Origin of the sequence: Streptomyces sp. HUAS TT7, from assembly GCF_051550175.1 — a bacterium.
GTDB lineage: Bacteria > Actinomycetota > Actinomycetes > Streptomycetales > Streptomycetaceae > Streptomyces.
The window spans coordinates 6555819-6579360 of record NZ_CP196175.1 but is presented as its reverse complement, the minus strand read 5'-3'; the positions used below and the strand labels follow the sequence as shown (position 1 = coordinate 6579360).

The window sequence follows — 23542 nt, the reverse complement described above, 5'->3', positions numbered from 1 at the left end:
AACAAGGACCGTCGTGCACAATTCTGACTGACGTCTATATTTCTGAACGCAGCCACGCTAAGCCCGCCCCCAGGCGGCGGTCAAGGTGAACGACCTTGACGCGCGGGCGGATTCGACACCTTCGCGGTCTACTTGACGACCTTCGACCGCGCTCCCTAGCGTGTCCACGCATGTGAATCATGTCCATGGATGCAGCAAACCCGTCCATCCGCAGCCCCCATGAACGGCCCCGCACCCCGAGGAGAGCCCATGCCCCGTCCCCGCACCGTCCTGCTCACCGGCGCCGCCGGCGGGCTCGGCACCCTGATGCGCGGGCTGCTCCCGGCGTACGGGTACGAGCTGCGGCTCCTGGACATACTGCCGGTCCCCGGCGCGCCGGACGCGATCACCGCCGACCTCGCCGACGGGGACGCGCTGCGCGAGGCGGTGCGCGGGGCCGACGCGGTCCTGCACCTCGCGGGGATCTCCCTCGAAGCCTCCTTCGACAAGATCCTCAAGGCCAACATCGAGGGCACGTACAACCTCTACGAGGCCGCGCGCCAGGAGGGCGTACGGCGGATCGTATTCGCCTCCTCCAACCACGCGGTCGGCTTCACGCCCCGCCCGCAGGGCTCGGGCGACCCGCTGATTCCGGTCGCCACCGCGCACCGGCCCGACACCTTCTACGGGCTTTCCAAGGCCTTCGGCGAGGACCTCGCGCAGTTCTACTGGGACAAGCACGGCCTGGAGACCGTCTCGGTCCGCATCGGCTCCTGCTTCCCGGAGCCCACCTCCGTACGGATGCTGTCGATCTGGATGAGCCCCGGCGACGGGGCCCGGCTCTTCCACGCCGCGCTCACGGCCGAGCGGGTCGGGCACAGCGTGGTGTACGGATCGTCCGCCAACACCCGCCTGTGGTGGGACCTTTCGTCGGCGCGGGCGCTCGGTTACGAGCCGCGGGACGACTCCGAGCAGTACGCGGAGAAGCTCGTCGCCGAGGAGGGCGAGCTCGACCCGGTTCTGCCCGAGCACGCCTGCCTCGGCGGCCACTTCACCACCGACCCGCCGATCTGGCCGCACTGACACCCCCTGGAGCGGGGAGAACGCGGCGCCGACATTCGGGCGAGGTTCAAGGAACCGTAAAGCGGCGCCGCTCGTTTCCGGGACATGACCGCAATGACCCCCGGCTCGAACCTTCCGCTCCCGACCACCCGCGTGACGGTGGACGTCGCCGCCCCCGTGCGGCTCGACGTCTCGGGCCTGCTGCTCACCGCCGACGGCAAGGTGCGCTCGGACGACGACTTCGTCTTCTACAACCAGCCGCAGGGCCCCGGTGTCACCCACCGCTCCGGCGGCGGCACCGCGCCCGACGCGATCGTCGTGGACACCGCTGCCGTGCCGCCCGGCATCGAGAAGATCGTGGTGACCGCGAGTCCGGACGCGGCGGGCCAGACCTTCCAGGGCATCGAGCCTACGGCCACGTTGCGCAACGGGGACGACGGCGGCGTGATCGCCACCTTCACCCCGCCCCGGCTCGGCACCGAGACAGCCCTGGTGGTCATGGAGATCTACCTGCGCGGCGGCGCCTGGAAGGCCCGCGCGGTGGGCCAGGGGTACGCCAACGGCCTGGCCGGGATCGCCACGGACTTCGGCGTCTCGGTCGAGGAGCCCGCGGCACCGCCCGCCGCACCCCCGATGCCGTCCGCCCCGCCGGTCGATCCGCGTCTCGCCGCCCCGGCCCCGGCGGCCCCCGCGGCACCGGCCGTGCCCGCCGCCGCGCCCGCGAGCAGCGGGAAGATCAACCTGGACAAGGGCCGGGTCAGCCTCCAGAAGAACCAGACGGTCTCCCTGGTCAAGGGCGGCCGCCCGCTGCTCTCCCAGGTCAAGATGGGCCTCGGCTGGGAGCCCGCGTTCCGCGGCAAGGACATCGACCTGGACGCGTCGGTGATCGCGTACGGCCCGCAGCGCAACCATCTGGACAGTTGCTACTTCGGCAAGCTCTCCATCCTGAACGGCGCGATCAAGCACTCCGGCGACAACCTGACGGGCGAGGGCGCGGGCGACGACGAGGTGATCGTGGTCGACCTCGGCCGCATCCCCGCCGAGGCCACCGGCCTGGTCTTCACCGTCAACTCCTTCTCCGGCCAGAAGTTCACCGAGGTCGCCAAGGCGTACTGCCGCCTGATCGACGCGGCGAGCGGCGAGGAGCTGGTGCGCTTCGACCTGACCGGCGCGGAGCCGCAGACCGGCGTCATGATGGCCAAATTGATCAAGCAGTTCTCCGGGGAGTGGGAGATGACCGCGCTCGGCTCGTTCGTGAAGTCCCGTACCGCCCGCGGCATGGTGAAGCCCGGGGCCGAGGTGCTGTAGCGCGCCACGATCGCCAGGTGAGGGCGGCGGGGCCACGGGCCTCGCCGCCCTCACGCATGCGACCACCCCTGGCCCACCCGGGCCACCCCCGCCCGCTCCTGCGACCGCCCCTGTTGGAACCCCACAACACTCCTGGGACAAATCGCTGCCTCCCTACCATTCGCGCGAAGCCACCTCCCCTGGCAGAGTCGGAGCATGAGCGATCTTGGAGAAGTACTCGTCACCGGGCTCGGCGCGATCACTCCGCTCGGCGCCGACACCGCGACCACCTGGGCCGGGATGCTGGCCGGTACGTCCGGCGCGGGACTGATCGAGGAGGAGTGGGCGGACGGCCTGCCGGTGCGGGTGGCCGCCGCGCTGTCCGTGGACCCCTTCTCGCTGCTCGCCCGGGTCGAGGCGCGCAAGCTTGACCGTTGTGAACAACTCGCGATGATCAGCTCCCGTGAGGCCTGGCAGGACGCGGGCACCCCCGAGGTCGCACCGGAGCGGCTCGCCGTGGTGATCGGCACCGGCACCGGGGGCGTACTGACCACCCTGGGCCAGGACGACACGTTCGAGCAGAGCGGGGCCCGGAAGCTCTCCCCGTACGCCGTGCCGATGCTCATGCCGAACGGGCCCGCCGCCTGGGTGTCCATGGAACTCGGCGCGCAGGGCGGCGCCCGCACGCCGGTGAGCGCCTGTGCGTCGGGCGCCGAAGCGATCGCGATGGGCCTGGATCTGATCCGCGCGGGGCGGGCCGATGTGGTGGTGGCCGGCGGCACCGAGGCCTGTCTGCACCCGTTCACGATCGCCGCGTTCGCGCAGATGAAGGCGCTGTCGACCGAGGACGCGGATCCGGCGTCGGTGTCCCGGCCGTTCGACAGGGACCGCAGCGGCTTCGTGATGGGCGAGGGCGCGGGGATAGTCGTTCTGGAGCGGGCCGAGTTCGCGCGGGCCCGGGGAGCGCGGGTGTACGGGTCGGTGGCCGGGGCGGCCGTCACGTCCAGCGCGGACCACATCACGGCCTCGGACGTGGCCGGTCAGGTCCGGGCGATCGAATCGGCGCTGCGGGACGCCCGGTTGAGCCCCGCCGACATCGGCGTGGTGCACGCCCACGCCACCTCCACCCCGTCGGGCGACCTCGCGGAGGCGGAGGCGGTGGCCAAGGCCATCGGCACGCACCCGGTGGTCACTGCCACCAAGTCGATGACCGGCCACATGCTGGGCGCCTCCGGCGCGGTGGGAGCGATCGCGGCGCTGCTCGCGCTGCGCGACGGCACCGTGCCCGCGACCCGCAACCTGGACAACCTCGACCCGGCGGTGACGCTCGACGTGGTCGCGGGCGAGAGCCGTACGGGCTCCTGGGACGCGGCGCTCGCCAACTCCTTCGGGTTCGGCGGGCACAACGTGAGCCTGGTGCTCGGCCGGGCCTCCTGACCTCCCGGCCGGCGGGGCCCCTGCGGGACGCCGGCAAGCGGCCGCCGCGTATAAACGGCAGGGCAACCGCCTTCGACCCGGGGAGAGTTCATGAATCTGCCGGCCACCGACCGCCGCGTACTCGTCAGCGGGGCCTCCCGCGGACTCGGCCGCGCCGTCGCCCAGGCGTTCGCGGCCCAGGGTGACCGCGTGGCCGTGCACTTCGGGTCCCGGGAGGAGGAGGCCCGCGAGACCCTCGACTCGCTGAAGGGGTCGGGGCACGCGCTGGTCGGCGGCGATCTCACCGACCCCGCCGGGGCGCGGCGCGTCGCCGATGCCGCGGCCGACGCGCTCGGCGGCATCGACGTCCTGGTGAACAACGCGGCCGTGAACCTCCGCCATCCGCTCGCCGAGACCCCGTACGAGGAGTGGGCCGAGCTGTGGCAGCGGCACGTGAGCGTGAACCTCCTCGCCACCGCCAACCTCAGCCATCTCGCGGCGTCCCGGATGATCGAGCAGGGCACCGGCGGGCGGATCGTGAACATCGGCTCGCGCGGCGCCTTCCGCGGCGAACCCGACCACCCCGCCTACGGGGCGACCAAGGCGGCGGTGCACGCGCTCGGCCAGTCGCTCGCGGTGTCGCTGGCCCCGTACGGAATCGGGGTCGCCTCGGTCGCGCCCGGGTTCTTCGAGACGGAGCGCGTCGCGGGGCGGCTGAGCGGGGCGGAGGGCGAGGCGATCCGGGCGCAGTCGCCGTTCGGACGGGTCGCCTGTGCCGAGGAGATCGCGGAGGCGGTGCGCTGGCTCGCCTCGCCGCTCGCCCAGTGGTCCTCGGGCGCGGTGCTCGACCTCAACGGGGCGTCACACCTGCGGACTTGAGCCTGGGGCCGCATGCAGCCCGGTGCCCCCTGGTCAACAGATCAGGGGGACACCGGCATCAGCCTTACAGCCACGGCCAGTCGGCCGAGCGGCCCGCTTCGTGCAGCGGCACCATGCGGAACGCCGCGTCCGTCAGGCCCGCGAACACATGGCGGTTGTCCGTACCGGACGGGCCGTGCCCCACCCGGTACCCCGCGAGGTTCCAGGTGTAGACCGGCACGTCCGCCGGGACCAGCGCCGTCGGGTCGCCGCCGTAGTGGTACGAGGCCTGCTCGTCCGTCACGATCAGCACCCGGTCGTGGCGGCGGTAGTGCTTCCGGACCGCCTCGGCGGTGTTGGTGCCGCCCAGGTCGCCGAAGCGCTCCAGGATCTTCAGGACGGACTCCCCCGCCCTGTACTTCACCCGCGCGCTGTCGGTGCCGAACTCCACGAGGTCGGCGTCGGCGGCCCGCAGCGCGAGCGCCGTACCGAAGATAGCGGCCGCGTCCGCCCGGTTGAGCCGGGAGCGGTCCGAGAGCGGCGACCACATCGAGCCCGAACGGTCGACCAGGATCAGGGTGCGCCCGCCGAGCGCGGGCACGTTGGCCAGCGAGTGGCCAAGCGCCTTCTCCAGCGGATACGACCAGCGCAGCGACGGCGCGTGCTGGTACGCGGCCAGGTAGCGGAACGGGAACTGCCGGGACTTCGCGACGACTTCGGGGTCCGATATCTTCGCGGCGACCGAGGCTGCCACCTCGTCCGAGACGCCCGCCTCGTCGAAGTTGCGCAGGTTGCGGACCAGGGCCATCGGGCCCATCGACGGGATGACCGCCTCCCAGGCCTCCTTGTCCATCGGCCCCTGCAGCCAGCCCGCGAGCGCCTCCCAGGTCAGGCCCGCCCCGGCAAGCCGCTCGGCGCCGTCCGGCGCGAGCACGACCGCCCGGCGCTCCTGGACCGGCAGCTCCATCAGCTCGCGGTGCGCGCTCAGCACCCGGTCGCCGGCCGGCGGCACCGCGGTGTCGGGGTGGTGGCGGCGGTCGAGCGCGTACCGGAACAGCTCGCCCTGCCAGGGCTTGGCCGGGTCGGGCGCCGCGTGCACCAGGTTGAGGATGTCGCCGAAGCGGTACCCCTTGGACGCGGTGTCGTACTTGAGCAGCGACTTCCCGCTGTAGAGGCGGCGTACGGCATCGGCGATCCCGCGCTTCACGGGCTTGGGCACGTTCCGGCCGTACATCGAGGTCCAGTAACCGAGCAGTTCGCCGGGCTCGTCCGGGCGGAGCAGCACCGAGGCGACGACCTGCCGGTTCGACGGGCCTCCCGCGGCGCCCGCGTCGAGGCGCGCCTTGACGTACTCGGCGGCGCCGACGACCGAGGCGGTACGCATCCCGCCCTCGCCGCGCAGCCAGCCGAGCAGGCCCGCGGTCCACTCGGGGTCCTCGACGGCGAGCCGGCGCACGAGCGCCGCGAACCGGCCGTCGCGGGCCTCGCCGGTCTCGTAGAAGGTCTGCTGGGAGACGAAGTTGGCGACCGCGAGCAGGAAGAGCTCGGACCGGGCGTCCCGCAGGTGGCCGGGGGCACCCTCGTGGGTGAGAGCGATGGCGCCGGTGGACGCCACGGGCGACGTGGTACGCGCCTTGGTGGCGCGCAGGTTGAACCGAGCCATGGTGAATGGCCTCCCGAGATCGAATTCGGCGACGGCGGATTTTGTTGGAGGAAGTAGCCGTGGCCTGCGCACCGGGAGGTGCACGAACTGATGAGTGTGGGTGCCTCGGAAGCAGGTCCCGCCTGCGCATCCGGACGAGTTCGACCTTAGGCGGGAGGCCGGACGGCGCGCCAAGTATTTTCGCGGGGGTACGTGGCCCGGCAGGAGCTCAGGGCTTCAACTGGCCGCCCGTCAGACGCAGTTGGAGAAGTGGCGGAGTGTCGGACACTCCGACCGCCCGGAGGCCGTGCGGCCCCCGGGCGATCGGAGTGTGATGAGGCGTCAGGCGCGGGAGCGGGCCTTGAAGGCCGCCTTGCGGGCCTCCTTCGCCGTGGACTTGTCCGGGTGGAGGCGGCCCATCGCCTCCAGGACGTCGGCGGTCGCGGAGTGCTCCACCCGCCAGGCCGCGTCGAAGAACCCGCTGTGCTGGCCGACCAGGCCCTCCACGAGTTCCTGGAGCTCCTCCAGGTCGCCCTCCACCGCGAGCTGCGCGGCGATGGTGTCGATGGCCAGCCAGAAGATCATCGCCTCGGACGGCGGCGGCACGTCGGGGGCGCCGCGCTCGGCGAGCCAGACCCTGGCGAGGCCGCCCAGTTCGGGGTCGGGCAGCACCTCGCGCACGGCGGGTTCGGCCAAGGCGCCGGTCAGGGCGAGTGCCTGCTGGCAGTGCAGCCGGCGCAGCGGGCCGCCCTCGTCGCCGCCCCGGGCCGCGGCGAGCAACTCCCCTGCCGCTTGGGCCGGTTCGCGCCGTGCGAGCCACTGCTCGGTCTCGGCGCGGGCCGAGAGCTCCGGGAAGAAGGCGATGCCGTCGAGCAGCGCATCGGCGCCCTTGTCGGCCAGGTCGCCGACGGCCGGGGCGTCCACGCCGGCCTCCAGCATCCGGGCGCGCACGCCGTACAGGCCGAGCGGGGTGAGGCGGACCATTCCGTAGCGGGAGACGTCCTCGTCGTCGACCGGCGGGGCGGGCTCGTCGCCGACCTCGGCCATCAGGGCCTCGTCGACGGGCTCGTACTCGACCAGGCCGATCGGCTCCAGGAGCCGGAACTGGTCGTCGAGGCGCATCATCGCGTCGGAGACCTGCTCCAGGATGTCGTCGGTGGGCTCGCCCATGTCGTCGGGGACGATCATCGAGGCGGCGAGCGCGGGCAGCGGCACCGGCCCTTCGGGGGTGCCGCCCTCGCTGACGGTGAGCAGGTACAGGTTGCCGAGGACGCCCTCCAGGAAGTCGGCCTCCTCCTCGGGGTCCCATTCGAGGCGGTCGAAGTCGATCTCGCCGTTCTCGCCGACCAGGTCGGCGAAGTCGTCGATCATCGGTGCGGTCGCATCCGCGAAGACCACGTCGAAGGCGTCGAGCCAGACGGCGAGCACGTCGTGCGGCGAGCCTGAGGTGAGCACGGAGAGGTTGTCGCCGGCGGAGGCGGTGCCCTCGGCGTCCTCGTCCTCCTCGCCCGCGGAGTTCGGCGTCTCGGGGGCGTCCTCGATGTCGACGAGGCCGGTGTCGACCGCGACCCGCCAGGCCTCGCTCGCGTACGCCGGGCCGTCCTGGTCGTCGCCCAGGCCGAGTTCGGCGGCGGCCGCGGGCAGCTGCTCCTCGACGAGTTCGCCGCCCGCGCCGACCCGGGTGTCGGGCCCGGCCCAGCGGGCGAGCCGCACGGCGCGGGCGAGCAGCGGGGCGGACAACGCGTCCCGGGCCAGCTCCGCCTCGGAGTTCAGCCGTACCGGCGGCAGGGTGGGGCGGTCTCCGGACATCTGGGGGTACTCCTCGGCCGTACGGTCTGGGCGCTCTGGTCGCGCTGGGTCAGCGATGGTTGAGCGGCACCAGCGTAGACGCATTTCGCCGGGTTTCGCTGCGCCGGTGGTGCGCACCCGGCGCCCGCCCCCGCCGCTCCCGGCTCCGCCCCGGCGCGCCGCCGGCGGCAGCCGCACCCCGTCCCCGGGGGTTCATGTACCCGTCGGTTTTGATCCACCCGAGAACTCTTGACAACTCCCCACCCCAGACAAGAGATTGACGCGCGTAGAACCGCACCGCCGCACGCGCCTTCTCTCTCATCTCCTTCCCTCATCACCTCCGGAGCACCTGAATGCCCGTTCCCAGAACCGCCGCCGTGTCCGCCGTGGTCGCCACCGCACTCGCCGCCGGCCTGGTCTGCGCCGCCACCTCGCAGGCGGCCCCCGCCGCCCCCGTGCAGGCGAAGATCCATGACATCCAGGGCACCACCCGGATATCCCCGCTCGCGGGCCAGCAGGTCACGGGCGTGACCGGCGTCGTCACCGGCGTACGCGCCTACGGCTCCTCCAAGGGCTTCTGGTTCCAGGACACGGCGCCCGACAAGAACCCCGCCACCAGCGAGGGCATCTTCGTCTTCACCGGCTCGAACCCGACCGTCGCGGTGGGCGACGCCGTGGACGTCTCCGCCACTGTCACCGAGTACGTGCCCGGCGGCCTCGCCTCGGGCAACCAGTCGCTGACCCAGCTCTCCAAGCCGACCGTCACGGTCGTCTCCTCGGGCAACGCCGTGCCCGCGCCGGTCGTCATCACGGCCCGTTCGGTGCCCGACCGCTACACGCCGAACGGCGACCCGGCGGCCGGCAACAGCGTCAACGGCCTGACCCTCCAGCCGAAGAAGTACGCCACGGACTACTACGAGTCCCTGGAGGGCATGAACGTCCGCATCGGCACCTCGCGGGTGGTCGGCGCCACCGACCCGCACTCCGAGCTGTGGGTCACGGTGAAGCCGCAGGAGAACCGGACCGCCCGCGGCGGCTCGCTCTACTCCTCGTACAACGACCAGAACACCGGCTGCCTCCAGATCCAGAGCCTGATCCCGACCGCACAGCAGGCCTTCCCCACCGCGAACGTGGGCGACACCCTGACCGGGACCACCGAAGGCCCCCTGGACTTCAGCCAGTTCGGCGGCTACACCATCACCGCGCGCACGCTCGGCACGGTCAAGGACAACGGTCTCAAGCGCGAGGTCACCCGCAAGCAGCGCACGGGCGAGCTGGCGGTGGCCACGTACAACGTGGAGAACCTGGACCCGGGCGACCCGCAGTCGAAGTTCGACGCGCTGGCGCAGGGCGTCGTCACCCACCTGGCCTCGCCGGACATCGTGGCCCTGGAGGAGATCCAGGACGACAACGGCGCGAAGAACGACGGCACGGTGGACGCCTCGGCGACCGTGAAGAAGTTCACGGACGCGATCGTCGCGGCGGGCGGCCCCGCCTACCAGTGGCGCTCGATCGACCCCGAGAACAACAAGGACGGCGGCGAGCCCGGCGGCAACATCCGCCAGGGCTTCCTCTTCAACCCGGCGCGGATCTCCTTCACCGACCGTCCCGGCGGCGACTACAAGACCGCCGTCGGCGTCACCGGCACCAAGGGCCACCCGGCGCTCACCCTGTCCCCCGGCCGGATCGACCCGGCCAACCCGGCGTGGACGGACAGCCGCAAGCCGCTGGCAGGCGAGTTCGTCTTCAAGGGCAAGACGGTGTTCGTGATCGCGAACCACTTCGCGTCGAAGGGCGGCGACGAGAGCCTGGTGTCGCAGCACCAGCCGGTGCCGCGTTCCTCGGAGGCCAAGCGGCTCCAGCAGGCCCGCGCCGTCAACGCCTTCGTGAAGCAGCTGCTCGCGGCCGACAAGCACGCGGACGTCCTGGCGATCGGCGACTTCAACGACTTCGACTTCTCGGGCACGACCAAGGCCCTGGAGGACGGCGGCGCGCTGCGCTCGGCCTACCGGACGCTGCCGAAGAAGGAGCGTTACTCCTACGTCTACCAGGGCAACACCCAGGTCCTGGACCAGGTCCTGACCAGCCCCGCCATCCGGGGCTTCGACTACGACAGCGTGCACATCAACGCGGAGTTCGCGAACCAGACCAGCGACCACGACCCTCAGATCATCCGCTTCCACCCGTAGCGGCCGCCGGGCCGGCCGGGGAGGCGGTACGTCACCCCGGCCGGCCCCGGCTCACTCGGCTCCGTCGCCCCGGATCGCGGCGACGGCCCGGCCGAGCAGCGAACGGAGCAACTCCCGCTCCTCGGCTGTGAATTCACGCTCGATGCGGCGCTCGATGGCCACCGCCCGCTCGTCGGCGGTGGCCAGTGTCGTGCGCCCCTCGTCCGATCTGCTGACCCGCCCCCTCTTCGTGCACCTCGCCACCAAGGGCCCGAACGGCACCCCGCACGTCAACCCCGTCTGGCAGGAGTGGGACGGCGAGTTCCTGCGCTTCACCACGACCACCACGCGCCGCAAGTGCAAGAACGTCACCGCCGACCCCAAGGTCTCCGTCTCGGTCAACGACCCCGACCAGCCCTACCGCTATCTGGAGGTCCGGGGCACGGTCGAGCGCGTCGAGCCGGACCCGACGGGCGCGTTCTTCGACGTCCTGGCCAAGCGGTACGGGCTGGAGTACGAGGCGCCGGTGGGCGACGCCGAGCACCGGGTCGTCCTGGTCGTACGGCCGGAGCGCACCACTTCGCAGTGACGGGCCGGGACATCAATTCAGCAGCACTACAGTCACCCGCCAAAAACTCTAAGTAGACGTTAACTCCCGGCCGGGCAAAACTGCCCTTATGACGACGACTTCGACCCCATCGAGCCCGCTCCGCCCTCCTCGCCCCTTCGGGCGCGCGCTGTGCGCCATGGTCACGCCGTTCACGGAGTCGTACGAGCTGGACCTCCCGGCCGCGCAGAAGCTGGCCGCGCACCTGGTCGACAACGGGTGCGACGGCCTGGTCCTGAACGGCACGACCGGGGAGTCGCCGACGACCTCCGACGAGGAGAAGACCGCGCTCGTACGGGCGGTGGTGGAGGCGGTCGGCGACCGGGCGGCGGTCGTGACGGGGGTGGGCAGCGCGTCGACCGCGCACACCGTCGCACTGGCCCGCGCGGCCGAACGGGCGGGCGCAGACGGCCTGTTGGTGGTGACCCCGTATTACAGCCGCCCCCCGCAGGCCGCCGTGGAGGCCCACTTCCGTACGGTGGCCGACGCCACCACACTGCCGGTGATGCTGTACGACATCCCGGGCCGCACGGGCACGCGGATCGAGGTCGCCACGATGCTGCGGCTCGCGGAGCACGAGCGGATCGTGGCGGTGAAGGACTGCGCGTATGACCTGCTCGGCTCGACGAAGGTCATCGGCCGTACGTCGCTGGCGTACTACTCGGGCTCGGAGGAGCTGAACCTTCCGCTGTACGCGGTGGGCGGGGCGGGCCATGTGAGCACGGTGGCGAACGTGGCGCCGCGCGAGCTGAGGGCGGCGCTCGATGCGTACGACGCGGGCGCACCTGCGGAGGCGGCCCGCCTCAACCAACTGACCATCCCCCTGACGGAGTTGATGATGGCGTCGGGCCTGCCGGGCGCGGTGACAGCGAAGGCGCTGCTGGGATATCCGGTCCGGGCGCCCTTGCAGGCGGCGGGACCGGAGGAGGTGGCTCGCCTGCGGGCGGCGCGGGCCCGCTTGAACGCGGGGTGACCCCCGCCCCTGCCCCACGTGCCGGGCCGGGCAGGCCACTTGCACAGTTCCCCGCGCCCCTAGCAGGATCGATGCTGGCCCGCGCGGACATCCCAGCCCGTCATGGGGGTCCCCCCTGGCCCTTAAGGCCTTGGGGGAACTTGAGGACGAGCGCCGTTCGAGCGCGAACGGGGGTGCAGGGGGCAGAGCCCCCGCCCGGGGTCCGGGGCAGAGCCCCGGTGACCCCGGCCCACCGGACGACCCCGGCTAGTTGTGGGCGTGCAGGACCTCGTTCAGCCCGCCCCACACCGCATTGTTCGGCCGAGCCTCGACCGCCCCCGTCACCGAGTTCCGGCGGAACAGGATGTTGGACGCCCCGGACAGCTCCCGCGCCTTGACGATCTGCCCGTCCGGCATCGTCACCCGCGTACCGGCCGTGACGTAAAGGCCCGCCTCGACGACGCACTCGTCGCCCAGCGCGATCCCCACGCCCGCCTCGGCGCCGACCAGGCACCGCTCGCCGATGACGATGCGGACGTTGCCGCCGCCGGACAGCGTGCCCATGGTGGAGGCGCCGCCGCCGATGTCGGAGCCGTCGCCGACGACGACGCCGGCGGAGATGCGGCCCTCGACCATGGACGTGCCGAGCGTGCCCGCGTTGAAGTTCACGAAGCCCTCGTGCATGACCGTGGTGCCCTCGGCGAGGTGGGCGCCGAGGCGTACCCGGTCGGCGTCGGCGATGCGTACGCCCTTCGGAGCGACGTAGTCCGTCATGCGGGGGAACTTGTCGATGGAGGTCACCTGAAGGTGCAGCCCCTCGGCACGGGCGTTCAGACGTACCGTCTCGACCTCGTCCACCGCGACCGGGCCGAGCGAGGTCCAGGCCACGTTCGCGAGGAGGCCGAAGACGCCGTCCAGATTCTGGCCGTGCGGCTTGACGAGGCGGTGCGAGAGGAGGTGCAGGCGCAGGTAGGCGTCGTGCGCGTCCAGGGGCTTGTCGTCGAGGGAGGCGATGACCGTGCGGACGGCGACGACCTCGACCCCGCGGCGCTCGTCGGCGCCGACAGCCTTGAGCGCACCCGCGCCGAGGAGTTCGGCGGCGCGCTCGGCGGAGAGGCGCTCGGTTCCGGCGGGGCCGGGCTCGGCGACGGTCACGAGCTCGGGGGCGGGGAACCAGGTGTCCAGGATGGTGCCGTCGGCGGCGATGGTGGCGAGGCCGGCGGCCGCGGCGCCGGTCGTAGCAGTAGTCGTGTCGGTCATGACCCAAAACCTAACCGGCCGCGGCCCGCCGGGGCGAACCGGTCTCAAGTGCCGGTCCCGTGTCCGCCCCGGCCGGCGCACCGGGCCGGCCGCGCGCCCGGTACGGCCCCGCGTACAGGCGGGCCGCTGATCTGCGACATACCGCCATCGCGATTGCGGGAAGCTCGCACGCCCAGCGCCACCCCGGTCAGGGTGTGTACTCGTAGCCGATCGTGAAGCGCGGCGGCAGGCACCACTCCCCGTACTCGATGATCCCCTCGGCGTCGGACCAGCGGTGAGCGCCGGCCAGCACCGGTGCTCCCACCGGCAGGGCCAGGGCGCTTGCCTCACGGGCGTCGGCCTCACGGGCGTGCATGTCGTCCCGGGCGTGCGTGATCGTGCGCCCCGTGACCTCCAGGATCCTGGCCGTGAGCCCGTGGTTCCGGCCGGGCGAGGTGTTGAGCAGATCCGGCACCAGGGCGGCGAACGGTGCCGGGTACCAGGTCACGGCGAATACGGTGCGAGTCTTGCCGCGTCCGGCGAGCCACTCCCGGCGCACGGCCTGGTCCCCGGCCTCAAGGTCCAGGATGTCCGCGACGTACAGCGGCGGTTTGATCAGTTCGGCGGCGGTCACGCGCGATGTCTCGCCCTCGGCGAGGAAGCTCTTGACCCGCCGGACGCGCTCCAGCCGGTCCTTCGGCGTCAGGGTCCACACCGGGTCGTCCTCCACGAACGTCCCGCGCGGGGTGGTCCTGATGTACCCCTCCACCTGGAGCGCTTGCAGCGCACGCGACACCGTGGCCGCAGCGGTCTGCCAGCTGCCGGCGATCTCGCGGTTGGTCGGAAGCCTGGCCCCGGGTTCGAGCTCCCCGGACATGATCCGTTCGCGGAAGTGGTCGGCGATCTTCGTGAACGTCTTCTCTCCGGGCATCTGCCGTTCTCCTCACGGGAGTTGAGCACTTCGGACGCTCGGCACACTAGTGCACTGACCACCCTTGTGGAGTGCTTCTAACACTCCGAAGACTGAACTAGTACACAGACGATTCGGGGGGACGAGGGGAGCAACACCATGTTCGCGAGCCAACCGCCGGGGAACGGCCACTACTCCATGCCGCCCGCCGTGGCGCCGATCCAGTGCACAGAAGGGTGCGCCCCCTGCTCCGCCCTCAACGCCCAGCTCCGCCAGGCGGTACAGGACCGCAACCAGTCGGCCGAGGTCGACGCCCGGGTGAAGATCAGGCGGCACATGCGCCAGGAGCACGGCACGGAGATCCCGCTCCCCCCGGTCCCGTAAGCCATGTAAGTTCCTTAAAGGAACGGACTATGGCAACATGATCCCGGCAGGTCAACCGGACGGGGGTCGGTTGGCCTGCCGGCATCGCGAAAGGATGGGCGCATGCCTCAACGCACCCGACTCGACGACGAACACTGCGCCATCGCCCAGGCCCTGGACGTGGTGGGCGACTGGTGGACCCTGCTGATCGTGCGCGACACGGCACGCGGGGTGCACCGGTTCGACGCGCTCCAGCGGGAGCTCGGCATGTCCCGCAAGGTCCTCGCCGAACGCCTGAAGCTGCTCGTGGAGTGCGGGGTCCTGGTGCGCGAGCCGTACCAGGAGCGCCCGGTGCGCCACGAGTACCGGCTCACCCCGCGCGGCCGCGCCCTGCTGCCCGTACTGATCGCACTCCAGGACTGGGGAGACACCTGGGTGCTGGGAGAAGGAGAGACGATGGCCACCTCGACGGAGACGTCAGGCGAGACCGAGCGAGTGCGGGAGCTGGTCGGCACCCGCGTTCCCGAGCTCCAACTGACCGATTTCGACGGAGAGTTGAGGGATCCCGTCGCGGCTTCCACGCCGTACACGGTGCTCTACTGCTTCCCCGGCGCCTACGCCCGCGCCGAGTCGTACCCGCCCGGCTGGGCCGGGATTCCCGGCGCGCGCGGCTGCACCCTGGAGTCCTGCACCTTCCGCGACCAGCTGGCCGGGTTCACCGCGGCGGGCGCCACCGTGCACGGCGTCTCCACCCAACGCCCGGACGAGCAGCGGGCGTTCGCCGACAAGGAGGCCCTGCGCTTCCCGCTGCTCTCGGACGCCGGGCTCGACCTGACGGCGGCGCTGCGCCTGCCGACGTTCCGCACGGCGGGGGTGAGCCGGCTCAAGCGGCTGACGCTGGTGGTCGACCGGGACCGTACGGTGATCGAGGCGATCTATCCGATCACCGACATCGAGGCGAGCGTGCGGGCCGCGCTGTCGGCGGTGCTCCGGGCGGGTGCCTGAACTCGCACCTCGGCGGTCCCCCGCCTGGACCCGGCGTTCAGTGCGCCGCGCCGCCCAGGTTGAGCAGCACCACTCCGCCGATGATGAGGGCGATCCCGGCGATCTTGGCGGCGGTCATCGCCTCCCCCATGAACACCATGCCGACGGCGGCGATGACGGCCGTGCCCACGCCTGACCAGATCGCGTACGCGGTGCCCACCGACATGGACCGCAGCGTCAGCGACAGCAGGAAGAAGGCGAGCAGGTAGCCGGCGCCGGTGATCAGCGAAGGCCAGAGCCGGGTGAATCCCTCGCTGTACTTCAGCGCGGAAGTCGCGGCGATCTCCGAGCCGATGGCGCAGGCGAGCAGGACGTAGGGCATGCGGACAAGGATATCCGTGGATGCGTACGCCCGTACATAACGAAAGTCCACGACGGGCCCCGCCTCACCTCCCCAGCAGCCTGCCGAGCAGGTCCCGCGCGTACCCCTCGTCGTACGCGCCGCCGGTGAGCAGGGACTGCAGGCAGATGCCGTCCATCACGGCGACGAGTCCGCGCGCGGTGACCGGGTCGGTGTGCCGGGCGAGCAGTTCGGCGACCGAGTCGGTCCACTCGGCGGCGACCGGGCGAAGCGCGGGGCGGCGCAGGGCCGCGAGGTAGAGCTCGTACTCCAGCTCGGCGCGGGCCCGGTCCCCGGTCAGCCACTCGCCCATCAACCGGGCCAGTTCGACGGCCAGATCCGCGTCGGGGTCCTCCAGCCGCACACAGTCGCGCACCGCCGTCGCGAAGCCCTCGTTGGCCTGGCGCAGGGCCGCGACGAGCAGCTCGTCGAGTGTCCTGAAGTGGTACGTGGTCGAGCCCAGCGGCACATCGGCCTCGGCGGCGACCGTGCGGTGGCTGAGCCCCGCGATGCCGCGCTCGGCGACGACCCTGATCGCCGCGTCGATGATGCGCCGGCGCCGGTCGGGGTCGTAGCGGCGGGCCATCAGCGGCCTCCGGTTGTTCCGGCCTGGTCACAGAGCATGCCCCCGACCGTACCCGGGGGCCGTGCGGGCTACCGTAAAGCTGATCGATCAGGGGACGGGACGTGCGGAAACGTACGGGAAGTGCGAGGTTGCCGTGACGCAGGACATGGGGTGGGGCCCGGGTGCCCAGGGCGGGCCTCCAGGACCGCCGCCCGGGTGGGGCCCGGGATGGGGCGGTGGCTGGATGCCACCGCCGCCGAAGCCGGGTGTGATTCCGCTCAGGCCGCTGACGGTCGGCGACATACTCGGCGGGGCGTTCTCGGCCCTGGGCCGCCACTGGAAGCAGCTCTTCGGCGTGGCCCTCGTCGCGTACGGGATCGCCGCGCTGGTCGTCGGCGGCACGGTCGCGATCGCGGTGGCCGCCGTGCACGCCCACCTCGACCCCGTCTTCGACCAGCCCTACGGTGTGGACCCGGTACGCGCCGACGTGCAGCCGGTGGTGATCGCCGGGGTCGTCGTGTTCCTCGTCTCGATGGCGATGTGGCTCGTCTCGATGGCGCTGGTGTACGCGGCCGTCCCGGCCGTGCTCCAGGACGCGGTGCTCGGAAGGCGCACCACGTTCGGCCCGACGTGGCGCAAGGCCTGGTCCCGGTTCCCGGCCGTGCTCGGCGCGCTGGCGCTCCAGTGGCTGGCCATGATGGGCGCGCTGGTCGTGTTCCTGGCGCTGATGCTGGTGACGATCCTGTCGACGTCCCGCCACGACGCGGCGCCGGTCGCTCTGACGATCGTGTTCCTGCTGGTCTTCCTCGGCCTGACCCCGGTCGGCATCTGGCTGTGGGTGCGCTTCGCCTTCGCGCCGGCGGCCGCGGTCCTGGAGAACCAGCGGCCCGTCGAGGCGTTGCGCCGCTCGGCCCGCCTGGTGAAGGACGCCTGGTGGCGGACGTTCGGCATCGTGCTGCTCATCGGCATGATCAGCGGGATGATCGGCTACTTCGTCCAGCTGCCGTTCACCTACGGCGGGATCTTCGCGGCCATGCCGCTGGCCCTGGCGAGCGGCGACGCGGTCGGCCCCAAGATCATGGCCGTCGTCGTCATCGCGGTGCTCTACCTGATCGGCACGGTGATCAGCCAGTTCCTTTCGACCACCCTGCCGCAGCTCGCCGCCGGCCTGCTCTACATCGACCAGCGCATCCGCCGCGAGAGCCTGGCCCCCGCGCTGGCCGACGCGGCCGGTGTCCCATCGGCGCCGGCCCCGCCGATGGGCACCTGGTAGCGCCGGGTCAGCCGGTCACGGTGAACCACGTGGCCCGGGACTTCTTCCACTCGGGGTGGGTGAGGTCCTTGGCCTCGGTGCCGTCGCCGTAGAGGTCGGCGGAGCCGTCGTCGGTGATGAACTGGGCCCGCGCGCCCGCCTGGTTCAGGTCCGGCACGTCCACCACGGCCTCCCAGCCGCCCGGGTCGCCAGTCGGCAGGTCGGCCCGCTTGACGGGGGCGTGCCCGGCGACGCCGTCCCACGAGTAGACCGCGTACGGGTCGGAGTTGTCGTCCGCGGCCCAGGACCCGGCGACGATCAGGTACTGGTCGGCCGCGTTCTTGCGGATGTCGCGGATGCTGAGCCCGCCGAGATCGAGCTCGATGGGCGTGCCCATGACGGCCTTGGCCCCGCTGCCGACCACCTTGTCGAAGTTGGTGACCGGCACGATCAGCGCCTTGCCGCCGGTCTTCGGCGGCACGAGCGGCGCCCGGAACCCGATGTACGCGGTGCTCGTGGAGCCGGGCGCAAACTCCAGGCCCTCCACGTTGAACCCGTCGATCTGCTTGGGCACCTGGCCGGCGGCGGTCGCGGCCGTGAACCCGTACCGGTCGCCATTCGCGTGGTCCCAGGCCACGAGGTCGTCCCGCAGCTTCTTGTACGAGCCGCCGAGCGTGAGCTGGGTGCTCGCGCCCGAGCCGGTGACGGTGGTGGTGAACACGGTGTTCCGGTCGGCCTTGTACTCGCCGTCCTTGTTGTTGCCCAGCGAGCCGGTCCAGTAGATCGTGTTGCCGACGCGGGCGGCGCCCTCGATGTCGATCTCCTTGGACACCCCGAGCCGGGAGCTGAAGTCCCAGGTCTTCACGGGCGCCCCGGAGGCCGAACGGTCGTACATCCGCAGCGTGTTGGACTCGTCGTCGGCGACGACCACATACCCGCCGCCCACGTCCACGGCGGCGGAGGCGTCACTGGACCCGGTGAAGTAGCGGGTGTCGGCGGCATTCTGCACGGTGGCCGAGGCGGCGTAGTGCAGCGTCTTGGTGGCGGTCTTCCCGCCGAGCCCGGTGACCTTGATGGTGAGGTCGGTGTAACCACGCCCGTGCGCGGCCACGGACAGCCGCCGACTGGCACCGCTCCCGCCGACGGAGACGTCTCCGGTCCCGGCCACCGAACTCTTGCTGCTGGCGGAGGCGGCCACGGTGAGCGCCGAGGCGTCGGCCCCGCTCTGCCCGACGGTGACCGTGACCACCGGGTCGCCCGTGGCGCCGACGGCCCCCGACAGGTAGGAGGCCGAGAGCCCGATGGTCGGCGTGCCGTAACTCGCCGCGTGCGCAGGGGAGTTGGGTCCCATGACGGCCAGCGTAAGCACTCCGGACGCGGCGGCAAGGGTCCTGGCACGGCGGAGCGATGGGTGATGCGGCACGGGGCTGGCCTCTCGTCGGCGGGGTGTCGTCGAGTAGGTTCCGGTCACCCCGCCAATGGGAGGCGTACGAAATCGGTACGGCAGGCGAACGTCAGCCGATCAGGGTCCGTATGGGCCGCAGCACACAGAACTCGTTGCCCTCGGGAGGCAGCCGCCCCTCCCCGTCACGACGATGCGCCGCCGGCCAAGGCCCCGTAACGCGAAGAGGCCCCCGGAACCATCGGTTCCGGGGGCCTCTCCTGCAAGCGGGACAGCGGGGCTCAGACGTTGAAGCCCAGCGCGCGCAGCTGCTCGCGGCCGTCGTCCGTGATCTTGTCCGGGCCCCACGGCGGCATCCAGACCCAGTTGATCTTCAGCTCGTTGGCGATGCCGTCGGTCGCGGACTTCGCCTGGTCCTCGATCACATCGGTCAGCGGGCAGGCCGCCGACGTCAGGGTCATGTCCAGCGTGACGACGTTGGAGTCGTCGATGTGGATGCCGTAGATGAGGCCGAGGTTGACGACGTCGATGCCCAGCTCGGGGTCGACGACGTCGTACAGGGCCTCGCGGATCTCTTCTTCGGTCGCCGGCTTGATCGCCGCCTCCGCGTTCTCGGTCATGCCGTCTTCCTTTCGGCGAGCTCGCCCAGAGCCTGGGCCGTCGCGTCCTTCCACGCCATCCAGCTCAGCAGAGCACACTTCACGCGGGCGGGGTACTTGGAGACGCCGGCGAAGGCCACCGCGTCCTCCAGGACCTCCTCCATCGCGTCGTCGGGCTCCAGCTGGCCCTTGGACTGCATCAGCTCCAGGAAGGTCTCCTGGATCTTCTGCGCCTCGGCCAGGTCCTTGCCGACCAGCAGGTCGTTGAGGACCGAGGCGCTGGCCTGGCTGATGGAGCAGCCCTGGCCCTCGTACGAGACGTCCTCGATGCGCGAACCCTCGTACTTCACCCGGAGGGTGATCTCGTCGCCGCACGTCGGGTTCACGTGGTGCACCTCGGCGTCACCGTCCCGCAAGCCCCGGCCGTGCGGGTGCTTGTAGTGGTCCAGGATGACGTCCTGGTACATCGAATCCAGCTTCACGTCGGTTAACCCCTAGCCGAAGAAGTTTCGTACGTGCTCCAGGCCGTCCACCAGGGCGTCGACCTCGGCGGGCGTGGAGTACAGATAGAAAGACGCTCGCGTGGTCGCAGGAATTCCGTAGCGCAGGCACACCGGGCGCGCGCAGTGGTGGCCCACGCGGACGGCGATGCCCTGCTCGTCGAGGACCTGGCCCACGTCGTGCGGGTGGATGTCGCCGAGCGTGAAGGAGATCGCGGCGCCGCGGTCCTCGGCCGTGGTGGGGCCGATGATCCGCAGGTCGGGCACCTCCAGGAGGCGCTTGACCGCGTACTCCGTGATCGCGTGCTCGTGCGCGGCGATCTTGTCCATGCCGATCGCCGACAGGTAGTCCACCGCCGCGCCCAGGCCCACGGCCTGCGCGATCGGGGGCGTGCCCGCCTCGAACTTGTGCGGCGCCGGAGCGTAGGTGGAGGAGTGCATCGAGACCGTCTCGATCATCTCGCCGCCCCCGAGGAAGGGGGGCAGGTCCTCAAGGAGCTCCTGGCGGCCCCACAGGACGCCGATGCCGGTCGGGCCGCACATCTTGTGGCCGGTGAAGGCCACGAAGTCGGCCTGCAGCGCCTGCACGTCCAGCGGCATGTGCGGGGCGGCCTGCGAGGCGTCGATGCAGACCAGCGCGCCGACCTGCTGCGCACGGCGGACGATCGCCTCGACCGGGTTCTGGGTGCCGAGCAGGTTGGAAACCAGCGTGAAGGAGACGATCTTCGTCTTCTCGTTGATGATCTCGTCTATGTTCGACAGGTCGAGCCGGCCGTCGTCGGTCAGACCGAACCACTTCAGCTTCGCGCCCGTGCGCTGCGCGAGCAGCTGCCACGGCACGATGTTGGAGTGGTGCTCCATCTCCGTGATGACGATCTCGGTGTCGCTGTCCACGCGGTAGGGCTCGTCGGCCCAGCCCAGCATGTTGGCGACGAGGTTGAGCGACTCCGAGGCGTTCTTGGTGAAGATGACCTCGTCGCGGCTCGGCGCGTTGATGAACGCGGCGACCTTGTCACGGGCGCCCTCGTACAGCGCCGTGGCCTCCTCGGCGACCAGGTACACGCCACGGTGGACGTTGGCGTTGTGCTGCTCGTAGTACTCGTTGAGCGCGTCGAGCACCTGGCGCGGCTTCTGCGAGGTCGCCGCGGAGTCGAGGTAGACGATCTTCTTCCCGTCGTGGACCACACGGTCCAGCAAGGGGAAGTCCTTGCGGATCGCCTCGGTGTCGAGGAGGCCCGGCAGCTGTGTCACTCGGAAGCGCCGCCCTTCGTGTACGACTCGTAGCCCTCGGCCTCGAGCTTGTCGGCGAGCTCGGCGCCGCCGGACTCGACGATGCGGCCGCCCGCGAAGACGTGGACGTAGTCGGGCTTGATGTAGCGCAGGATGCGCGTGTAGTGCGTCACCAGGAGGGTGCCGACCTCGCCGTTCTCACGGACGCGGTTGATGCCCTCGGAGACCTGGCGCAGCGCGTCGACGTCGAGGCCGGAGTCGGTCTCGTCGAGGATCGCGATCTTCGGCTTGAGGAGCTCCAGCTGGAGGATCTCGTGGCGCTTCTTCTCACCGCCGGAGAAGCCCTCGTTGACGTTGCGCTCGGCGAAGGCCGGGTCCATCTGGAGCTGCTCCATCGCGGACTTGACCTCCTTCACCCAGGTGCGCAGCTTGGGGGCCTCGCCGCGGATCGCCGTCGCCGACGTGCGCAGGAAGTTGGAGACCGAGACGCCGGGGACCTCGACCGGGTACTGCATGGCGAGGAACACGCCGGCGCGGGCGCGCTCGTCGACGGACATCTCCAGGACGTCCTCGCCGTCGAGGGTGACGGTGCCGCTGGTGATCGTGTACTTGGGGTGACCGGCCAGCGAGTACGCCAGGGTCGACTTGCCGGAGCCGTTGGGGCCCATGATGGCGTGGGTCTCGCCCTGCTTCACGGTCAGGTCGACGCCCTTGAGGATCTCGCGGGGGCCGTTCTCGGCCTCGACGGAGACGTGCAGGTCGCGGATTTCAAGCGTTGCCATGGGGAACTCAGGACTCCTGGGTGACGGAGACGAGCACATCGTCCCCTTGGATCTTTACGGGGTATACGGGGACGGGGCGCGTCGCGGGAAGGCCGGACGGCTTGCCGGTGCGGAGGTCGAAGCTGGAGCCGTGCAGCCAGCACTCGATGGCGCAGTCCTCCACCTCGCCCTCGGAGAGGGAAACGTTCGCGTGCGAGCAGATGTCGTTGATCGCGAACACCTCGCCCTCGGTCTTGACGAGGGACACCGGCGTGCCGTCGATCTCCACCCGCTTGGGGGTGTCGCTCTCCAGCTCGCTCAGCGCGCAGGCTTTGACGAAGGCCATCAGACGGAAGCCTCCAGCTCCGTCTCGATCTTGGCGAGCAGGCGCTCCTCGACGTCCGGCAGACCGATCTGCTGGACGAGCTCCGCGAAGAAGCCGCGCACGACCAGGCGGCGGGCCTCGGTCGGCGGGATGCCGCGCGACATCAGGTAGAAGAGCTGCTCGTCGTCGAAGCGGCCGGTGGCGGACGCGTGACCGGCGCCGGCGATCTCGCCGGTCTCGATCTCCAGGTTCGGCACCGAGTCGACGCGGGCGCCGTCGGTCAGAACCAGGTTGCGGTTCATCTCGTACGTGTCCGTGCCCTCGGCCGCGGCCTGGATGAGGACGTCGCCGATCCACACGGCGTGCGCGTCGTCGCCCTGGAGGGCGCCCTTGTACACGGCGTTGGACTTGCAGTGCGGGGTGTTGTGGTCGACCAGGAGGCGGTGCTCCTGGTGCTGGCCCTGGTCGGTGAAGTACAGGCCGAAGAGCTCGGCCTCGCCGCCGGTGCCCGCGTAGGCGACCCGCGGGTGCAGCCGTACGAGGTCGCCGCCGAAGGTGACCACGAAGGACTTGAAGGTGGCGTCGCGGCCGATCAGCGCGTTGTGCTGGGCGACGTGGACGGCCTTGTCGTCCCAGTCCTGGACGGAGACCACGGTCAGCTTGGCGCCGTCGCCGAGGAGGTAGTCGACGTTGGCGGCGAGCACCGCGTCGCCGGTGTGGTCGATGACCACGACGGCCTCGGCGAACGCGCCGAGCTCGACGACCTGGTGACCGTAGGCCACGCCGCCCTCGCCGTGCACGGCGATCCGGATCGGCTCGGTGAGCACCGTCTCCTTGGGGACGGTCACGACGGAGGCCTTGGCGAAGGACGAGTACGCCTGGGCCGCGATGCGGTCCACGGGCGTGCCGGCCTTGCCGAGCCGGGCGTCGTCGCGCCCGACGGTCTCGACGACGACACCCTCGGGGGCCTCGACGACGATCTTCACACCGTCACCGGTGGCGACCGCGGTGCCGTCGTGCAGCCCGCGCAGCCGCTCCAGCGGCGTGAACCGCCACTCCTCCTCACGGCCGTGCGGGACCGGGAAGTCCGCGACGTCGAAGGACGGGGGGGCGCTCATGCGGGTGGCGACGGTCGACTCGGCGGCCACCGCGATGGAGCCTGCGGTGGTGGAGCCCACAGGGATGTTCTGAGCCTCAGCCATGGCTGTCGTAGTGCTCTCTTCCTAGATCAGAATCTGCTCAACTGCCGGACG

The 23542-nt window shown here is 71.2% G+C and carries 23 protein-coding genes; 10 read left to right on the top strand and 13 right to left on the bottom strand.

Translation table 11 applies throughout. From position 1 onward, the window contains the following. Positions 1–249 precede the first annotated feature (249 nt). The 4 genes from ACSHXC_RS29580 (at position 250) to ACSHXC_RS29565 (ending at position 4623) form a co-directional block, all read left to right on the top strand. Complete coding sequence (locus ACSHXC_RS29580; protein ID WP_438294486.1) at positions 250–1062, top strand: NAD-dependent epimerase/dehydratase family protein; 813 nt, start codon at positions 250–252, stop codon at positions 1060–1062. A gap of 84 nt (positions 1063–1146) precedes the next feature. Next, positions 1147–2349, top strand: coding sequence for a TerD family protein (locus ACSHXC_RS29575; RefSeq protein ID WP_438294485.1), 1203 nt, complete (start codon positions 1147–1149; stop codon positions 2347–2349). A 195-nt stretch (positions 2350–2544) separates the two neighbouring features. Then, on the top strand, positions 2545–3765 hold the full coding sequence (locus tag ACSHXC_RS29570; RefSeq protein ID WP_438294484.1) for a beta-ketoacyl-[acyl-carrier-protein] synthase family protein: 1221 nt from the start codon (positions 2545–2547) through the stop codon (positions 3763–3765). A 90-nt stretch (positions 3766–3855) separates the two neighbouring features. Beyond that, positions 3856–4623 carry an SDR family NAD(P)-dependent oxidoreductase gene (locus ACSHXC_RS29565; RefSeq protein ID WP_438294483.1) on the top strand — a complete coding sequence of 256 codons (768 nt, stop codon included), beginning with the start codon at positions 3856–3858 and terminating at the stop codon, positions 4621–4623. A 64-nt stretch (positions 4624–4687) separates the two neighbouring features. Here the strand turns inward: ACSHXC_RS29565 and ACSHXC_RS29560 are convergent, their stop codons facing one another. Then, on the bottom strand, positions 4688–6265 hold the full coding sequence (locus ACSHXC_RS29560) for a TROVE domain-containing protein (protein ID WP_438294482.1): 1578 nt from the start codon (positions 6263–6265) through the stop codon (positions 4688–4690). A 321-nt stretch (positions 6266–6586) separates the two neighbouring features. Continuing rightward, positions 6587–8053 (bottom strand): hypothetical protein, encoded by a 1467-nt coding sequence (locus tag ACSHXC_RS29555; RefSeq protein WP_438294481.1) that lies wholly within the window; start codon positions 8051–8053, stop codon positions 6587–6589. Between the two features lie 332 nt (positions 8054–8385). Between ACSHXC_RS29555 and ACSHXC_RS29550 the strand changes: the two genes are divergently transcribed. From ACSHXC_RS29550 to dapA, 3 genes are all read left to right on the top strand, one after another. After that, positions 8386–10221 (top strand): endonuclease/exonuclease/phosphatase family protein, encoded by a 1836-nt coding sequence (locus ACSHXC_RS29550; protein ID WP_438294480.1) that lies wholly within the window; start codon positions 8386–8388, stop codon positions 10219–10221. A gap of 154 nt (positions 10222–10375) precedes the next feature. Further along, entirely contained in the window at positions 10376–10789 is a 414-nt protein-coding gene (locus ACSHXC_RS29545) for a PPOX class F420-dependent oxidoreductase (protein WP_438294479.1), read from the top strand. 88 nt (positions 10790–10877) lie between these two features. Continuing rightward, positions 10878–11780, top strand: coding sequence for a 4-hydroxy-tetrahydrodipicolinate synthase (gene dapA, locus ACSHXC_RS29540; RefSeq protein ID WP_438294478.1), 903 nt, complete (start codon positions 10878–10880; stop codon positions 11778–11780). Between the two features lie 246 nt (positions 11781–12026). Here dapA and dapD read toward each other — a convergent pair whose 3' ends face one another. Both dapD and ACSHXC_RS29530 read right to left on the bottom strand, forming a co-directional pair. Beyond that, positions 12027–13019, bottom strand: coding sequence for a 2,3,4,5-tetrahydropyridine-2,6-dicarboxylate N-succinyltransferase (gene dapD, locus ACSHXC_RS29535; protein WP_438294477.1), 993 nt, complete (start codon positions 13017–13019; stop codon positions 12027–12029). Positions 13020–13206: 187 nt separating this feature from the next. Next, positions 13207–13929: a GntR family transcriptional regulator gene (locus tag ACSHXC_RS29530; RefSeq protein WP_438294476.1), complete on the bottom strand. Its 723-nt coding sequence runs from the start codon at positions 13927–13929 to the stop codon at positions 13207–13209. Positions 13930–14067: 138 nt separating this feature from the next. On the opposite strand from ACSHXC_RS29530, the gene ACSHXC_RS29525 reads away from it, so the two are divergent. Both ACSHXC_RS29525 and ACSHXC_RS29520 read left to right on the top strand, forming a co-directional pair. Then, complete coding sequence (locus ACSHXC_RS29525; protein WP_438294475.1) at positions 14068–14292, top strand: hypothetical protein; 225 nt, start codon at positions 14068–14070, stop codon at positions 14290–14292. 102 nt (positions 14293–14394) lie between these two features. Continuing rightward, entirely contained in the window at positions 14395–15276 is an 882-nt protein-coding gene (locus ACSHXC_RS29520; RefSeq protein WP_438294474.1) for a winged helix-turn-helix transcriptional regulator, read from the top strand. Between the two features lie 37 nt (positions 15277–15313). Here ACSHXC_RS29520 and ACSHXC_RS29515 read toward each other — a convergent pair whose 3' ends face one another. Beyond that, the gene (locus ACSHXC_RS29515; protein ID WP_344373168.1) at positions 15314–15637 is read right to left on the bottom strand and encodes a DMT family transporter; all 324 of its coding nucleotides are present in this window, start codon (positions 15635–15637) and stop codon (positions 15314–15316) included. A 64-nt stretch (positions 15638–15701) separates the two neighbouring features. Continuing rightward, positions 15702–16241: a TetR/AcrR family transcriptional regulator gene (locus ACSHXC_RS29510; RefSeq protein WP_438294473.1), complete on the bottom strand. Its 540-nt coding sequence runs from the start codon at positions 16239–16241 to the stop codon at positions 15702–15704. Between the two features lie 223 nt (positions 16242–16464). Here ACSHXC_RS29510 and ACSHXC_RS29505 point away from each other — a divergent pair, with 223 nt between their 5' ends. Continuing rightward, the gene (locus ACSHXC_RS29505; RefSeq protein WP_438294472.1) at positions 16465–17493 is read left to right on the top strand and encodes a DUF7847 domain-containing protein; all 1029 of its coding nucleotides are present in this window, start codon (positions 16465–16467) and stop codon (positions 17491–17493) included. A gap of 7 nt (positions 17494–17500) precedes the next feature. Here the strand turns inward: ACSHXC_RS29505 and ACSHXC_RS29500 are convergent, their stop codons facing one another. The 7 genes from ACSHXC_RS29500 to sufD all read right to left on the bottom strand — a co-directional run bounded on the left by ACSHXC_RS29500 (position 17501) and on the right by sufD (position 23491). Then, on the bottom strand, positions 17501–18823 hold the full coding sequence (locus ACSHXC_RS29500) for a DUF3616 domain-containing protein (protein WP_438294471.1): 1323 nt from the start codon (positions 18821–18823) through the stop codon (positions 17501–17503). A gap of 332 nt (positions 18824–19155) precedes the next feature. Next, complete coding sequence (locus ACSHXC_RS29495) at positions 19156–19494, bottom strand: metal-sulfur cluster assembly factor (protein ID WP_267053850.1); 339 nt, start codon at positions 19492–19494, stop codon at positions 19156–19158. Continuing rightward, a complete protein-coding gene (sufU, locus tag ACSHXC_RS29490; protein WP_385998907.1) occupies positions 19491–19955 on the bottom strand; it encodes a Fe-S cluster assembly sulfur transfer protein SufU in 465 nt (154 codons plus the stop codon). Before sufU ends, ACSHXC_RS29495 begins: the two co-directional genes overlap by 4 nt. A gap of 12 nt (positions 19956–19967) precedes the next feature. Continuing rightward, complete coding sequence (locus ACSHXC_RS29485; protein WP_438294470.1) at positions 19968–21224, bottom strand: cysteine desulfurase; 1257 nt, start codon at positions 21222–21224, stop codon at positions 19968–19970. Continuing rightward, the gene (gene sufC / locus ACSHXC_RS29480; RefSeq protein ID WP_393834486.1) at positions 21221–21985 is read right to left on the bottom strand and encodes a Fe-S cluster assembly ATPase SufC; all 765 of its coding nucleotides are present in this window, start codon (positions 21983–21985) and stop codon (positions 21221–21223) included. The genes ACSHXC_RS29485 and sufC overlap by 4 nt, the downstream gene beginning before the upstream one ends. 7 nt (positions 21986–21992) lie before the next feature. Beyond that, positions 21993–22310, bottom strand: coding sequence for a bifunctional 3-phenylpropionate/cinnamic acid dioxygenase ferredoxin subunit (locus ACSHXC_RS29475; RefSeq protein WP_114035884.1), 318 nt, complete (start codon positions 22308–22310; stop codon positions 21993–21995). After that, positions 22310–23491: a Fe-S cluster assembly protein SufD gene (gene sufD / locus ACSHXC_RS29470; RefSeq protein WP_438294469.1), complete on the bottom strand. Its 1182-nt coding sequence runs from the start codon at positions 23489–23491 to the stop codon at positions 22310–22312. Before sufD ends, ACSHXC_RS29475 begins: the two co-directional genes overlap by 1 nt. Between the last annotated feature and the right edge of the window lie 51 nt (positions 23492–23542).

What these genes read in the sequence shown, in the direction of transcription:
- ACSHXC_RS29495 (WP_267053850.1), bottom strand. Translation starts at nt 19,494, where the DNA reads ATGACCGAGAACGCGGAGGCGGCGATCAAGCCGGCGACCGAAGAAGAG.
- ACSHXC_RS29575 (WP_438294485.1), top strand. Translation starts at nt 1,147, where the DNA reads ATGACCGCAATGACCCCCGGCTCGAACCTTCCGCTCCCGACCACCCGC.
- ACSHXC_RS29580 (WP_438294486.1), top strand. Translation starts at nt 250, where the DNA reads ATGCCCCGTCCCCGCACCGTCCTGCTCACCGGCGCCGCCGGCGGGCTC.
- ACSHXC_RS29510 (WP_438294473.1), bottom strand. Translation starts at nt 16,241, where the DNA reads ATGGCCCGCCGCTACGACCCCGACCGGCGCCGGCGCATCATCGACGCG.
- dapD (WP_438294477.1), bottom strand. Translation starts at nt 13,019, where the DNA reads ATGACCGACACGACTACTGCTACGACCGGCGCCGCGGCCGCCGGCCTC.
- ACSHXC_RS29555 (WP_438294481.1), bottom strand. Translation starts at nt 8,053, where the DNA reads ATGTCCGGAGACCGCCCCACCCTGCCGCCGGTACGGCTGAACTCCGAG.
- ACSHXC_RS29545 (WP_438294479.1), top strand. Translation starts at nt 10,376, where the DNA reads ATGGCCACCGCCCGCTCGTCGGCGGTGGCCAGTGTCGTGCGCCCCTCG.
- ACSHXC_RS29530 (WP_438294476.1), bottom strand. Translation starts at nt 13,929, where the DNA reads ATGCCCGGAGAGAAGACGTTCACGAAGATCGCCGACCACTTCCGCGAA.
- ACSHXC_RS29570 (WP_438294484.1), top strand. Translation starts at nt 2,545, where the DNA reads ATGAGCGATCTTGGAGAAGTACTCGTCACCGGGCTCGGCGCGATCACT.
- ACSHXC_RS29550 (WP_438294480.1), top strand. Translation starts at nt 8,386, where the DNA reads ATGCCCGTTCCCAGAACCGCCGCCGTGTCCGCCGTGGTCGCCACCGCA.
- ACSHXC_RS29520 (WP_438294474.1), top strand. Translation starts at nt 14,395, where the DNA reads ATGCCTCAACGCACCCGACTCGACGACGAACACTGCGCCATCGCCCAG.
- dapA (WP_438294478.1), top strand. Translation starts at nt 10,878, where the DNA reads ATGACGACGACTTCGACCCCATCGAGCCCGCTCCGCCCTCCTCGCCCC.
- ACSHXC_RS29525 (WP_438294475.1), top strand. Translation starts at nt 14,068, where the DNA reads ATGTTCGCGAGCCAACCGCCGGGGAACGGCCACTACTCCATGCCGCCC.
- ACSHXC_RS29500 (WP_438294471.1), bottom strand. Translation starts at nt 18,823, where the DNA reads ATGGGACCCAACTCCCCTGCGCACGCGGCGAGTTACGGCACGCCGACC.
- ACSHXC_RS29505 (WP_438294472.1), top strand. Translation starts at nt 16,465, where the DNA reads ATGCCACCGCCGCCGAAGCCGGGTGTGATTCCGCTCAGGCCGCTGACG.
- ACSHXC_RS29515 (WP_344373168.1), bottom strand. Translation starts at nt 15,637, where the DNA reads ATGCCCTACGTCCTGCTCGCCTGCGCCATCGGCTCGGAGATCGCCGCG.
- sufD (WP_438294469.1), bottom strand. Translation starts at nt 23,491, where the DNA reads ATGGCTGAGGCTCAGAACATCCCTGTGGGCTCCACCACCGCAGGCTCC.
- ACSHXC_RS29565 (WP_438294483.1), top strand. Translation starts at nt 3,856, where the DNA reads ATGAATCTGCCGGCCACCGACCGCCGCGTACTCGTCAGCGGGGCCTCC.
- sufC (WP_393834486.1), bottom strand. Translation starts at nt 21,985, where the DNA reads ATGGCAACGCTTGAAATCCGCGACCTGCACGTCTCCGTCGAGGCCGAG.
- ACSHXC_RS29475 (WP_114035884.1), bottom strand. Translation starts at nt 22,310, where the DNA reads ATGGCCTTCGTCAAAGCCTGCGCGCTGAGCGAGCTGGAGAGCGACACC.
- ACSHXC_RS29560 (WP_438294482.1), bottom strand. Translation starts at nt 6,265, where the DNA reads ATGGCTCGGTTCAACCTGCGCGCCACCAAGGCGCGTACCACGTCGCCC.